General features: G+C 58.9%; 11 protein-coding genes. 9 read left to right on the top strand and 2 right to left on the bottom strand.

The window, feature by feature from the left end; translation table 11 throughout:
* The first annotated feature begins 51 nt into the window (after positions 1 to 51).
* The 3 genes from ACLBWT_RS14490 to mqnC all read left to right on the top strand — a co-directional run bounded on the left by ACLBWT_RS14490 (position 52) and on the right by mqnC (position 3,887).
* Positions 52 to 1,221, top strand: a complete 1,170-nt coding sequence (locus ACLBWT_RS14490) for an aminotransferase class I/II-fold pyridoxal phosphate-dependent enzyme (RefSeq protein ID WP_447663868.1) — start codon at positions 52 to 54, stop codon at positions 1,219 to 1,221.
* Entirely contained in the window at positions 1,218 to 2,405 is a 1,188-nt protein-coding gene (locus ACLBWT_RS14485) for a trans-sulfuration enzyme family protein (protein WP_447663867.1), read from the top strand. Before ACLBWT_RS14490 ends, ACLBWT_RS14485 begins: the two co-directional genes overlap by 4 nt.
* Before the next feature lie 348 nt (positions 2,406 to 2,753).
* Positions 2,754 to 3,887, top strand: a complete 1,134-nt coding sequence (gene mqnC, locus ACLBWT_RS14480) for a cyclic dehypoxanthinyl futalosine synthase (RefSeq protein ID WP_447663866.1) — start codon at positions 2,754 to 2,756, stop codon at positions 3,885 to 3,887.
* Between the two features lie 396 nt (positions 3,888 to 4,283).
* Here the strand turns inward: mqnC and ACLBWT_RS14475 are convergent, their stop codons facing one another.
* Positions 4,284 to 5,393 (bottom strand): diguanylate cyclase, encoded by a 1,110-nt coding sequence (locus ACLBWT_RS14475; RefSeq protein ID WP_447663865.1) that lies wholly within the window; start codon positions 5,391 to 5,393, stop codon positions 4,284 to 4,286.
* Between the two features lie 214 nt (positions 5,394 to 5,607).
* Between ACLBWT_RS14475 and ytxC the strand changes: the two genes are divergently transcribed.
* From ytxC to ACLBWT_RS14460, 3 genes are all read left to right on the top strand, one after another.
* Positions 5,608 to 6,549, top strand: a complete 942-nt coding sequence (gene ytxC, locus ACLBWT_RS14470) for a sporulation protein YtxC (RefSeq protein ID WP_447663864.1) — start codon at positions 5,608 to 5,610, stop codon at positions 6,547 to 6,549.
* 330 nt (positions 6,550 to 6,879) lie between these two features.
* A complete protein-coding gene (thrS, locus tag ACLBWT_RS14465; protein ID WP_447663863.1) occupies positions 6,880 to 8,817 on the top strand; it encodes a threonine--tRNA ligase in 1,938 nt (645 codons plus the stop codon).
* A gap of 78 nt (positions 8,818 to 8,895) precedes the next feature.
* A complete protein-coding gene (locus ACLBWT_RS14460; RefSeq protein ID WP_447663862.1) occupies positions 8,896 to 9,621 on the top strand; it encodes a 3D domain-containing protein in 726 nt (241 codons plus the stop codon).
* Between the two features lie 18 nt (positions 9,622 to 9,639).
* On the opposite strand, the gene ACLBWT_RS14455 is transcribed toward ACLBWT_RS14460, so the two are convergent.
* Positions 9,640 to 10,098 carry an Lrp/AsnC family transcriptional regulator gene (locus ACLBWT_RS14455; protein ID WP_447663861.1) on the bottom strand — a complete coding sequence of 153 codons (459 nt, stop codon included), beginning with the start codon at positions 10,096 to 10,098 and terminating at the stop codon, positions 9,640 to 9,642.
* Between the two features lie 468 nt (positions 10,099 to 10,566).
* Here ACLBWT_RS14455 and liaF point away from each other — a divergent pair, with 468 nt between their 5' ends.
* From liaF to ACLBWT_RS14440, 3 genes are read left to right on the top strand one after another with little or no spacing between them, the layout of a single operon-like run.
* A complete protein-coding gene (gene liaF, locus ACLBWT_RS14450; protein WP_447663860.1) occupies positions 10,567 to 11,676 on the top strand; it encodes a cell wall-active antibiotics response protein LiaF in 1,110 nt (369 codons plus the stop codon).
* A gap of 9 nt (positions 11,677 to 11,685) precedes the next feature.
* Positions 11,686 to 12,723 (top strand): histidine kinase, encoded by a 1,038-nt coding sequence (locus ACLBWT_RS14445; RefSeq protein WP_447663859.1) that lies wholly within the window; start codon positions 11,686 to 11,688, stop codon positions 12,721 to 12,723.
* Positions 12,720 to 13,376, top strand: coding sequence for a response regulator (locus ACLBWT_RS14440; RefSeq protein WP_447663858.1), 657 nt, complete (start codon positions 12,720 to 12,722; stop codon positions 13,374 to 13,376). The genes ACLBWT_RS14445 and ACLBWT_RS14440 overlap by 4 nt, the downstream gene beginning before the upstream one ends.
* The last annotated feature ends 154 nt before the right edge of the window (positions 13,377 to 13,530 follow it).

The raw sequence follows: 13,530 nt of genomic DNA, 5'->3' as shown, positions 1-13,530 counted from the left end.
CCGTTTGAACCCATTCATCCTACTTTATTGAAGCAAAGGAGCCAGCAGCCCATGAAGATCGAAAGCCGCCTTGCCCAAATCGGATCCATCGAAGAGCCGGTCACCGGATCGATCAGCTATCCCATCTACCAAGCGACCGCATACCGGCATCCGCGCCTCGGCCAGAGCACCGGGTTCGATTACGCCCGCACCAAGAGCCCGACCCGCAGCGTCCTGGAGGAAGCAGCCGCAGAGCTCGAATCCGGCGACGCCGCGTTCGCCTGCAGCTCCGGCATGGCCGCCTTGCAGACGATCTTCGCCATGTTCAGCCAGGGCGATCATCTCATCGTCTCCCTCGACCTGTATGGCGGCACCTACAGGCTGCTGGAGCGGATCATGTCGCGCTTCGGCGTCACGACCTCCTACATCGATACGAACGATATCGAGGGGATGGAGAAGCTGCGCCGTCCGGAGACGAAGGCGGTGCTGATCGAGACGCCTACCAATCCGCTCATGATGGTGACGGATATCAAGGCGGTATGCGGCTGGGCCAAGGAAAATGGCTTGCTGACGATCGTGGACAATACGCTGCTGACGCCGTTTTTCCAGCGCCCGCTGGAGCTTGGCGCGGATATCGTCATCCACAGCGCGACCAAATACCTGGGCGGACACAACGACGTTCTCGCCGGACTCATCGTCACCAAGGGCGGGGAGCTGTCGACGGAAATGGGCATTCTGCACAATTCCATCGGGGCGGTGCTCGGGCCCCAGGATTCCTGGCTGCTGATGAGAGGAATGAAGACGCTCGCCCTGCGCATGGAGCGCCATCAATACAACGCCACGCGGCTGGCGGAATATCTCCAAGGCCATCCCGCTGTCGCGGAAGTGTTCTATCCGGCGCTCAAGGACCATCCCGGCCATGAGATCCAGAACCGGCAGTCCTCCGGAAACACAGGCATTTTCTCCTTCAAAGTCAAGGATGCCCGCTACGTCGAGCCGATTCTGCGCCATATCAAGCTCATCGCCTTCGCCGAAAGCCTCGGCGGCGTCGAGTCGCTGATGACGTACCCGGCCGTCCAGACCCATGCGGACATTCCGGAGGAGATCCGCCGCGCTGTAGGCGTGGACGACCGGCTGCTGCGCTTCTCCGTCGGCATCGAGCATGCGGACGATCTCATCGATGATCTCGGGCAGGCTCTGGAAGCCGCGCGGACCGAGATCGAAGGCGGTGCGCAGGCATGAGCGGACAGGACAAGCAGCCGGAGAGCGGGCGCGCCGCGGACAAGCGGCGCTTCGCCACGAAGCTGATCCACTTCGGCTCCGAGGTGGACGAGTTTACGGGCGCCTCCAGCACGCCGATCGTGCAGGCATCGACGTTCCACCACCACGATATCTACAACCCGCCCAACCATGATTACAGCCGCTCGGGCAATCCGACCCGCGCCGCAGTCGAGGAAGCGATCGCCCTGCTGGAGGGAGGCGCCCGCGGGTTCGCCTTCGCCTCCGGCATGGCGGCCATCTCGACCGCCTTCCTGCTGCTGTCGGCGGGAGATCATGCCATCGTGACGGAAGACGTCTATGGAGGCACCTATCGCTTCCTGACGACGGTCCTGAGCCGAATGAACATCGAGACGACGTTCGTGGACATGACGGATCTGGACGCGGTTAAGGCTGCGCTGAAGCCGAATACCCGCGTCGTCTTCATGGAGACGCCGTCCAATCCGACGCTCAAGATTACGGATATCGCCGCCGTGGCGTCATGGGCCAAGGAGCATGGCATCCTGACGATGGTGGACAACACCTTCATGAGTCCTTACCACCAGCGTCCGCTGGAGCTCGGCGTCGACATCGTGCTGCACAGCGCGACGAAGTTTCTGGGCGGCCACAGCGACGTGCTTGCGGGCCTCGCGGTTACGGCCGACGAAGAGCTCGGCAAGCGCCTTTACGCCCTGCAGAACGGCCTTGGCGCGGTGCTGGCTCCGCAAGAGGCCTGGCTGCTCATGCGCGGCATGAAGACGCTGCAGGCGCGGATGGACCAGAGCGAGAGCAGCGCGCGGAGACTGGCGGACTGGCTGTCCCGGCATCCGGGCGTCGGCCGCGTGTATTATCCGGGGCTGCCGGATCATCCGGGCCGCGAAGTCCACGAGCGCCAGTCGCTCGGATACGGCGCGGTCGTGTCCTTCGATACCGGCAGCGCGGCGAGAGCCAAGGAAGTTCTCAGCAAGGTGCGTCTGCCGATCGTCGCCGTCAGCCTTGGCAGCGTGGAGAGCATTCTTTCCTATCCGGCGATGATGTCGCATGCGGCCATGCCTCCCGAGGTGCGGGCGCAGCGGGGCATCGGCGACGGCCTGCTGCGCTATTCGGTCGGGCTGGAGCATATCGACGACTTGATCGAGGATCTGGATGAAGCGCTTCGGGAATCCTGACCGGAGCATTCGGCACCGTCGCTGTCGGCGGTGCTCTTTTTTACGGCCTTCCAATAGCTGATAAATGATATACGGATAGGGAGTGTGCTCTGAGCTTCATTGGCACAGCCTGGCCGATCTGGGAACGGGCCAAAACGCCCTTGAGAGGCGATATGGAGCGTTCTTGAGGCTGCAAGCCGGTTTTTAGCTTCTCCTCCTCACCGTAGCTGGAGATTCGTCGTCTTTTTGGAGAGTGACGATGGGACCTTGTTCATGTTAGGATTAGGTTGTGAAAATGGGAACGTACTATGTGAAATCGGGAACAATTACGGCCGGGAACGACCTGGCTTGCATAGAGGAGGCTGCCGGATGCAACAAGTGGACCGCGTGCTGGACAAGGCGCTGCTGGGAGAGAGGATCAGTCTCGAGGACTGCATCGTGCTTCTGGAATCGGACGAGATCGAGAAAATGGGACGAGTCGCAAATGAGCTCATGGTGCGCAGGCATCCCGAGCCGATCGTGACGTTCAACATCGGACGCAACATCAACTACACCAATATTTGCGACGTATACTGCCGCTTCTGCGCTTTCTATCGCCCTCCGGGCTCGAAGGAAGGCTATGTGCTGCCGGACGAGACGATCCTGCAGAAAATCCAGGAGACGGTCGATGTCGGCGGCGACGAGATCCTGATGCAGGGAGGGGTCAACCCCGATCTGCCTTTCCAGTACTATCTCGATATTCTGCGCAAGATCAAGGACCGCTTCCCTGAAGTGACCATGCACAGCTTCTCGCCGGCGGAGATCCAGAAGATGAAGGTGCTCTCCGGCTTGTCGCTGGACGAGACGCTGCTGAAGCTGCACGAGGCGGGACTGGATTCCTTGCCTGGCGGCGGCGGCGAGATTCTGGACGACCGCACCCGCCGCAAGATCAGCCGGCTGAAGGGCTCCTGGACCGACTGGATGGACACGATGAAGGCGGCTTGGCGCAACGGCATGAACACGACGGCGACGATGGTGTACGGATTCGGGGAATCGATGGAGGAGCGCGCCCTGCATATGCTGCGCGTCCGAGAAGCGCAGGACGAATGCAAGGCGCTCGGTTATCCTTCTCCCGGCTTCCTGGCCTTCATCACTTGGCCTTTCCAGCCGGACAATACGAACCTCAAACGGGAGAAATCCAAGCCGGAAGAATACCTCAAAATGGTGGCCATCAACCGGATCATGCTGGACAATATTCCGAACATGCAAGCGAGCTGGGTGACGATGGGGCCGGAGATCGGCAAGCAGTCGCTCTCGTACGGAGTCAACGACTTCGGCAGCACGATGCTGGAGGAGAACGTTGTGTCCGCGGCGGGGACGACCCACAAGGTCAACATCGAGCTGATTCTCCAGTATATCCGCGAGTCGGGCAAGATTCCTGCACAGCGCAACACGCGCTACGACATTCTTCGTGTCTTCCATGACGGAGAACACGCCGAACGCGACTTCGTCATGCAGAACTAGATGGTTGATCTCGACGCTAGTCCCGGTGGATCGCTCCGAGCGGTTCCCAGCGGACCAGCGTCTTTTTTGGTATGTGCCGCGGATTCGGAGCTGCTATGAAGCTGAGCCTCGCAACGGATGAACGAAGGGACTTCGGGTTGCGGCGAGGCCACTGAAAATGTGTCGCTGCAGACGGAAATCATTCTTCCGATCGCTGTTGTCCCCAGATTTCTCTGATTTCTGCTGCTTTTAGGGTTGAAATCCGGGGACAAAGGCGCCCCCATCCGTTTCTCCAGAACGATTTCGCGCCTTACGCTACTTTTTCGGCGGCCTCGGGTTGCCGCCAGGCATCCTTTTTTTCGGCTGAAAAAACAGCCCCATGCTGCCTTCCAGGCGGCAATGGGGCTGTACGGTCGTTCAGGAGAAGCTTGCTTGGGGCATATCGGCTTCTTCCGCGATGATGATGCGGTTTTTGCCGGAGGATTTGGCGGCATAGAGGGCTTTGTCGGTTCGGGCAAAGAAATTCTCCTTGCCTTCGTCGGCATAATCGGAGAAACCGATGCTCACCGTAATGCGGCGGGTTCCGAGCTTGTCGTATACGGCCGAAGAAATCTTGCTCTGCATCGCCTCCAAAATATGAAGGGACTTCTCCGCGGCTCGGTCCGTGAAGATGACGGCAAGCTCCTCGCCGCCGTAACGGGCGACGAAATCGTTCATGCCGGCCTGGGCGCGGACGATCTCCGACACTTTCTTCAGGACGAGATCGCCGGCCCGATGGCCGAACTGATCGTTGACGCTCTTGAAATTGTCGATGTCGATCAAGGCAAGCTGCAGCGGCATCCCGCTGACATCATGGTGGTCGATCAGCTTGTCGAGGTATTCATGGAACGTAATATGATTGTAGAGTTCCGTAAGCGCGTCCGTTTTGGCCAGCTTGTCCATGATCGTATTCTTGACCATCAGCTCTTGGTTGAAGCGAGATGTATGGATGTAATACTGGCGCATTTCCTTGCCTCTCGCAATAACCCCCCAAGCCACAAGGCTGAATGCCCCCATCATGGCCGTAATGGAAAGCATGCCGACCAGGGAGATGTCAAGATTGTCGTTGAAGACGTAGAGGCAGAACAGGGATAGCAGGCAAAGGACGTCGGCAAAGACGAGCTTTTTGGAGGAAAAATAAAAAATGGACACCAGCACGGGCAGGAACAGCGCAATGACGATATAGTTCACTTCGATATTGATTTGAACGATGATGAAGGTCATGAGAGCGGAAGCGACCAGCAGCGAATAATCGCGCAGTCTCTCAGACAAATAGCGGATAGCAATCTCTGCCCCGACCAGCACGGAAAGATGGAGCACCGTTGGGAGCAGGATGTATTTCTTGAAGAAGATTCCGGAAGCAAGCGGAGTGATGAAGGCCAGATACAAGAATTCGAATAAGATCATTAAACCGAGCAGGCACCAGAATCCATTCATCAGCATCCTGTTCCAGCGCGCTCGGGTGAAGTCCAGCAATTGATCGTCCAAATAGAGTCACTCCAGCATGCAAGCTTGGTTACACGTTAATCAATATACCATGAAAAGATCGCCAATCCAATCCTCATTATGAATAGGAAATGTCCGCAGAACCACCTTTTTCCTCCTCCGGAAAATGCTTATTCCAGGCCTCATGCCCTTCTCCTCGCCGAATATCCGACCATGCCGGGCATATACTAAAGCGAAGGAAAGGGGTTGAGCGCGCATGGAGCTGCTTGTTGTGGATCTCATCGCGGAGGAAGAAGACGGCGGCGAGGCCTTGTGCCGCGAGCTGAACGGGGCAAGCTCCGGCTGGGCGGAAGGTGCGGAGCGATTATGGGACTGGTCGCCGGGTGCGTCCGGCCGCAGCCTGATCTGCACGGCCCGGCTCCCCGGATTCTCTCTCTCCGAGCATGGAGGCCTTGTCTATGCGCAGGCCGCAGCCAGGCTGTCGGGCTATATCATCGAGCGTTACGAGCCTGTGCTCATCCGCACGATCATCCGCAAGCAATTTCATTATACCGGCGACGAAGAGATCGCTACTATAGAGCAGTGCTGCAGGCTGGTCCTGTCCGGCGAGCAGTGGCATATCGAGGAGCCGCATCCGCTCGCGGGAGGAGAGGCGAGCAGCCGCGGGCAGCGGGAGGCCAAAGTGGCCACGGAGCTGGAAAGCTTCCTCGCGGAGAATACGCGTCTCAACCTCCAGGGGTTCGTGACGTTCAGGCTGCAGGGCTATTGGCAGGAGCTGCGTGAAGCGGCGGAGTATGCGGTCGAGGAATACGTCATGGATAAGCAGTATCAGGAATTCATTTCCCTGCTCAAATATTTCGTGGCGGTGCAGCCGAGCCGCCGCAAGCTTGTCCATGTCGTCCAGGATGACGGACAGGAGATCAAGCTTCTGGACGCGGATTTCCTTCCGCTGGACACCCGCTCCGAGGACCGCGCCATCGCCGAGCTGGTGGATGCCGAGCTCAACGTGGAGGATATGGTCCTGAGCAGCCTGATTACGGCCGCGCCGGCCTCGATCCGGATCCATACCCCGACTCCGGATCATCAGGTCATCCGTACGATCCAGGCCATTTTCGAGCAGCGCGCCGAAGTATGTCCAGGCTGCCGCGATTGCGGAGTCGGCGGGACCTCCCAGGCTTTGGGCGCCGGAGAGCCTTGACGGGCAACGTTCCGCTTCTATATAATGTGGTCAAAGCATTGATGAAGACAAGCGGCGTTTGACGCGCGTCCCAGAGATAGGAATCCCGGCTGAAAATTCCTAACGCAGGCGCAAGCGGCCGTACCCCTTCGAAGCTGCATGATGGAACCCGGACCTCTCCGGAAAGTAAATGATGCCGGCCTAATCCCCGTTACCGGATCCCAGAGAACGCCTCGGCGTTGAATTAGGGTGGAACCACGGGTCTGAACGTACAGCACTCGTCCCTTTGCGGGACGCAGTGCTTTTTTGCGTCCTTAAGATCCTATTTATAAATCAGGAGGCGGCATGACAATGGCAATTGAAATCAGGCTTCCCGACGGCGCGGTCCGTGCTTATGAGCCGGGAGCGACAATCGAGGACGTAGCGGGATCCATCAGCTCCGGACTGCGGAAAAATGCGGTGGCGGGCAAGCTGGACGGAAAAGTCGTGGATTTGAACACGGAGATCATGGACGGATCGCTTGTCGAGATCGTCACGCTCGATTCGGCGGACGGACTTGAGGTATACCGTCACAGCACGGCCCATCTGATGGCCCAAGCGATCAAGCGCATCTACGGAGAGAAGACGGTCAAGCTGGGCATCGGTCCGGTTATTGAGGACGGCTTCTATTACGATATCGATCTGGAGCAGTCCATCACCCCTGAGGATTTGGAAAAGATCGAGAAGGAGATGGAGCGGATCATCAAGGAAGATATTCCGATCCGCCGCCGCGAGGTCAGCCGCGAAGAGGCTCTGGCGACATTCGAGAAGATGGAAGACCCGCTCAAGCTGGAGCTGATCCGCGACCTTCCGGAAGGCTCGGTCATCACCATCTACGACCAGGGCGAATTTTTCGATCTATGCCGAGGGCCGCATCTGCCGTCCACCGGCAAGATCAAGGCGTTCAAGCTGCTGAGCGTTGCCGGAGCCTACTGGCGCGGCGATTCCAAGAACAAGATGCTGCAGCGGATCTACGGCACCGCATTCCCGAAGAAGGCGCAGCTGGACGAGCATCTTCATCTGCTCGAGGAAGCCAAGAAGCGCGACCACCGCAAGCTCGGCCGCGAGCTGAAGATGTTCACGTTCTCCAAGGAAGTCGGACAAGGCTTGCCGATCTGGCTGCCTAACGGCGCCCGCGTGCGCCGCACGCTGGAGCGCTACATCGTCGACCTCGAAGAAAAGCTCGGTTACCAGCATGTCTATACGCCGGTGCTGGCCAATGTCGAGCTGTACAAAACGAGCGGGCACTGGGAGCACTACAGCGAGGACATGTTCCCCAAGATGGTCATGGACAACGAGGAACTTGTGCTGCGTCCGATGAACTGTCCCCACCATATGATGGTGTTCAAAAGCGACATGCGCAGCTACCGCGACCTGCCGATCCGCGTAGCGGAGCTCGGCACGATGCACCGCTACGAAATGTCCGGCGCCCTGACCGGATTGCATCGCGTTCGGGCCATGACCCTGAACGACGCGCATATCTTCTGCCGTCCCGATCAGATCAAGGAAGAATTCGCGCGTGTCGTCAACCTGATCCGCAAGGTATACGAAGACTTCGGCATCAAGGAATACCGCTTCCGTCTCAGCTACCGGGATCCGCAGGATACGGAAAAGTACTTCCAGAACGACGAGATGTGGGAAATGTCCCAGCGCATGCTGCGCGAAGTCGTCGAGGAGCTCGGCTTGCCGTTCTTCGAGGCGGAGGGAGAAGCCGCATTCTACGGTCCTAAGCTCGACGTGCAGATCAAGACGGCTCTCGGCAAGGAAGAGACGCTCTCTACGGCTCAGCTGGACTTCCTGCTTCCGGAACGCTTTGAGCTCGAGTATGTGGGCGAGGACGGCAAGAAGCATCGTCCGGTCGTCATCCACCGCGGCATTATCAGCACGATGGAGCGCATGACCGCTTTCCTGCTGGAGAATTTCGCCGGCGCCCTGCCGCTCTGGCTGAGCCCTCAGCAAGCACGCGTCATTCCGGTATCCCAGGTATACGAAGGTTATGCCCGCCAAGTCGAGGAGCAGCTGCTTGCGGCAGGCATCCGCGCCGAGAGCGACCTGCGCAACGAGAAGCTCGGCTACAAGATCCGCGAGGCGCAGCTGGAGAAGATTCCGTACATGCTGATCGTCGGCGAGAATGAAGCCGGAGCCGGCACGGTCTCGGTGCGCAAGCGCGGAGAAGGGGACATCGGGGCGAAGCCGGTAACCGAGCTTGCAGCGGAGCTGGCAGAGGAAATCGCCAAGAAAACCGTTTAATTGAAGCAAAATTCGACAAAAACTGAATAAAGCCTGCGGGCAGTGGGTAACCTCCGTTTAAAGGGGAGATCACTGACTATGCCCACAGGCTTTTTGTTTTACCGAAAATCCATCCATCTTCTCGTTGTTGCCGCGATTATCGTCCTCGTCCTCGACTCAGGCTGCGTGCCGGTCATAGCCGATTCGGAGTCCGATGCCGCGCCTCGCAAGCTGGAGCAGAGAACCAATGCTGTACCTGTTCCCGAGCGGGCCGCCGTACGTCGTCCCGCTCCGAAGGCGGCGGACAAGCCTGCCGCTCCGCCGCAGCCCGCTGCCGCACAGCAGTCGGCGTCGACTGGGATGCCGGATGCCGTCTCGTCTGCGCCGGAGCAGCCGCAACAAGAAGGGCTTGCACCGGTCAAGAGCATCTCGGTGCTGGCGACAGGTTACACGGCCGGAATCGAATCGACCGGCAAGAGACCTGGACATCCGCTCTACGGCATCACCCGTTCCGGTGTCAAGGTCATGCGGGGGCAGGTGTCGACGATCGCCGCGGATACGAAGGTGCTTCCGATAGGGACGCTGCTCTTCATACCCGGATACGGGTATGGGGTCGTGGCGGACACCGGCTCCAAGATCAAGGGGAAGCGGATCGACCTTTACTTCGACACGACCCGCCAGGTCTACAAGGAGTGGGGAAAGAAACAGGTTACGGTGCAGGTAATCAGGTATGGCTCCGGCAAGCTAGACCAGCGCATGCTGAACCGGCTGAATGAAACGGTGAAAGCCGTCGGAGTGCAGCAGCCGAAGAAAACCAAGCTATAAAAAAACCGCCAGCCGGCCTTATACGTCAAGGCCGCTGGCGGATTTGAACTTGCGGATCATGAGCTGGGTCTGCACATTGACGACCCCTTCCAGAACGTATAGCTTGTCGTACAAGAACTTCTCGAGTTCATTCTCGTCTCGCAGCAATGCGTGGACATGCAGCGTGCTGGAGCCGGTCATCTGATAAATGTTGACGACCTGCATCTCCTCCGACAGCTGCTGTCCGACGGAGTCGACGCAGCGCGGCTCGACCTGGACCTCGAAGAAGGCGGATACCGTACGGCCAAGCTTGGCCACGTTCACGCGGACTGTGAAATGTTCAAGCACGCCGCTCTCCAGCAGGGATTCGACCCTCTTCTGGATGGCAACGCGCGAGAGGCTCAGCGTTTCCCCGATCTTGGCGTAGGGCATCCTTCCGTTCTCTAGGAGCAGCTGTACAATCTGTTGATCGATATCGTCCAAATGGGGGAGTTTCATTGAAGCGGACTCCTTTCGCAAACTGATCTCGTGTTAATAAACATAACATAATCATTCGACATTGAATAGTCATTTTTTGATTTCGAACAGCAAGCTTGCCCCACTGATTTGACGCTTTACGTAATTAAATCACTGCCATTCCGCGGATATGGAAGCAATGAATCCACATTCTTCTCCTTTAGGAATGAATTAAATGTTATATATATGTCATATTTGGACCTGATTATGAAGGCCGCACAGTTTTCCGCTAGCCCCTGCCGCTTCTGCACTCGCAGCAGCGGCTTTTTCGTATTTTGGAACCATAGTGGGAGTGCCGGCAAGTTTTCATAGGAGGTTTCCTTTATTTAGTGCTTGCCTCCGTCTGCAGACGGAGAAGGGAATCAACCGTCAGACTCTACCTGCATGTTGAGCGGCACGGTATAATGAGGACACGAAAGCAGATGAGAAGGGCAAGGAGATGTCGATAGCATGAAACAAACCCATATATGCCGAGTCCTCGGAGGACTGGCCATAGCGGCAGTCGGCGGCTTGTTCATCCTTCACCAGATGGGGATGCTCGGCTTCCAGCATCTTGACATCGGAGGGTTCATCAGCCGATATTGGCCGCTTGTTCCGCTCCTGATGGGGCTGTCCACGCTGTTCTCGGGAGGATCGCTCTGGGCCGGCGCGGCCATGGTGCTGTTCGGACTCGTGATGCTGGGGCGCAACATGGGATTTTCGTACTGGTCGTTCGGCGACGCGGCGCAGTTTCTGCTCCCTGTAGTCGCCATCGTGTTCGGACTGAGGATGGTCTTCTCGCGCGGCGGCCGGCGGCAGCGCCATGAAGAGCCGGAAGACGACGGAGAGTGGACCTCGTACACTTCTTATCAAGGTCCCGTTCCCCCGGCTCCTCCGCTGCATCCGGACCCGCTGCATCCGGAAGAAAGGCCCGGACGGCCGGGAGATGGCGGAAGGTTCGGGAAGGATGGACAGCCGGCTCATGGCGGCGCCCAGGCACCGGCCGGCAATGCCGGAGACGGTTACGCTGAGCGGGAGTCCGGCTGGTCTCCGGAGCCGGGCCGGCCGGTGGACTGGAAGCGGGCCAAGCATGAATTCAAGCAAGCGAGGCGCGAATACCGGGAGGCGCATCGCCGCCACCGCGGCCATGGCCGCGGCAGCCATCATCATGGCCGCACGGAATGGTGGAACACGGATCCGAACGCTCAGACACGCTCCAACTTCATCGGGGATATCCATCTCGGCCATGATTACTGGGATCTCGTTCCGCTCAACATCTCCCACTTCATCGGAGACACCGTGCTGGATCTGACTCGCGCGAACATTCCGACGGGAGAGACGAAAATTACGATCAGCTCTTTCATCGGAGATGTGAAAGTATTCCTCCCCGCCGATTCGGATGTCGGCATTCAGGTCGTATCGAGCGCTTTCATCGGCGATTCCAAGGTGCTTGGACGCAAGGAAGGCGGGATGTTCCAGCATTCGGATACGCAGAGCCCGAGCTTCCGCGAATCGGAACGCAAGATCAAGCTGGTGTGCAGCACATTTATCGGAGATGTCCGGGTGACGAAGGTAGGGTGAGGTCGGGACGTGGTCGTAAAGCTGCTTAGAAGCGGCAGGCTGGAGCTGATATCGTTCTTCGTGCTCAGCACGGTCGTGCCATGGTGTGTCATGTACTGGATCAAGCAAGGATGGATGCACAAAGCGTCTTCCGGCCAGCTGTGGCTGACGGGAACGCTCCTGTGCCTGATTGTCAGCATCGGCCTCGGATATTGGATCGGCAAGCGGCAGCAGAACCGCATCGACGCCGTGCATCTGGCGCTCAAGCAGGCCGCGAGCGGCAATCTGGCGGCTCGTCTGCCGGAGGGGGAAGGATATTCGCTGGCGGGGGCTTACCACGAATTCAACCTGATGGCCGAAACGCTGGAGAGGAAGCTTCAGGTGATGCAGCGGCAGAACGAGATCCGCGTGCTGCAGCAGGCTGCATCGAATGAAGAAGCCGTTCTGGAGGAGCGCAAGCGGCTGGCGCGGGACCTGCATGACACCGTCAGCCAGCAGCTGTTCGCCATCCATATGTCGGCCTCTTCCCTGCCCAAGCTGCTCGAGATCAGTCCCGAGCGGGCCGGCGAAGTCATGAAACAGCTCATCACGATGTCCTCTCATGCTCAGAAGCAGATGAGAGGTTTTATCGCGCAGCTGCGGCCGCTGGAGCTGGAGGGCCGCTCGCTCGAGGATGCGCTGGCGCGCTGGTTCCCGGATTACTGCAGGCAGAACGGCCTGCAAGGCGTCCTTGACTGGAGGGTGGAGGAAGAGGTTTCCGAGGCCAAGGAGCATCAGCTGTTCCTGATCGTGCAGGAAGCGATGGCCAACGTCGTGAAGCATGCGGGTGCCGGCAGCGTCACGCTCTCGTTGTCCGATACGCCCAGCAGCCTGACCTTGGTGCTGCAGGACGACGGCCAGGGCTTCCGGGCGGATCAGGTCCGTCCGGGCTCCTACGGCCTCTCGACGATGCAGGAGCGGGCGATGCAGCTGGGCGGCGACGCGGCCATTATCAGCAAGCCGGGAGGAGGCACGCGGATCCGCGTGTCCCTGCCGAAATACGGAACTGAGGAGCGGGGAGAACAATGACGGGAACCGAATGCTGCCGGATCATGATCGTGGACGACCATGACATGGTCCGTACCGGTCTGAGGACTTATTTGATGCTGGAGCCCAAATTCGAGGTGGTCGCGGAAGCGGGCAGCGGCGAGGAAGCGCTGCGCCTGCTTGACGGGATGGAGGAGCTTCCCCATCTCGTCCTGATGGACCTGATGATGCCGGGCATAGACGGCGTAGAGGCGACTCGCCGGATCACGGAGAATTTTCCGTCCGTAAAAGTCGTGCTCCTGACCAGTTTCCTGGAGGATGAGAAAGTCGTTGCGGCCGTCGAGGCCGGAGCAGTCAGCTACGTGCTCAAGACGGTCAGCTCCGAGGAGCTCATCTATGCGCTCAGCGGCGCGCTGCGGGGCATGCCCGTCATGACGGCGGACGTCTCTCAGGCGCTCACCCGCGGGCTGCGCCAGCGCTCCGCGCAGATCGTCGACGAGGGATTGACGGAGCGGGAGAAGGAAGTGCTGCTGCTGGTCGCGGAAGGCCAGGCCAACAAGGAAATCGCCGAAGAGCTTCATATCAGCATCAAAACGGTTAAGACACATGTAAGCAACCTGCTGATGAAATGCGAGGTCGATGACCGGACGCAGCTGGCGGTCTATGCCCATCGCAAAGGTTGGGTCAAATCCTGATCGGGATCGGCCAGCGGTTGGATTCGGACTGAAGCATGAAGAGCATGACATGGGGGAGGGTTCGGGACGTCAACGCGGCCGTCCTGCAGCTTCCGGCACATAACGCCCGATCCGGCAGGGAATGCTGACCATATCGAAGCTGACAAGGAGAGAT

The sequence above is a fragment of the Paenibacillus sp. D51F genome (assembly GCF_053345695.1).
The sequence above is the reverse complement of the archived record's forward strand: the minus strand, read 5'-3'. Positions and strand labels throughout refer to the sequence as shown.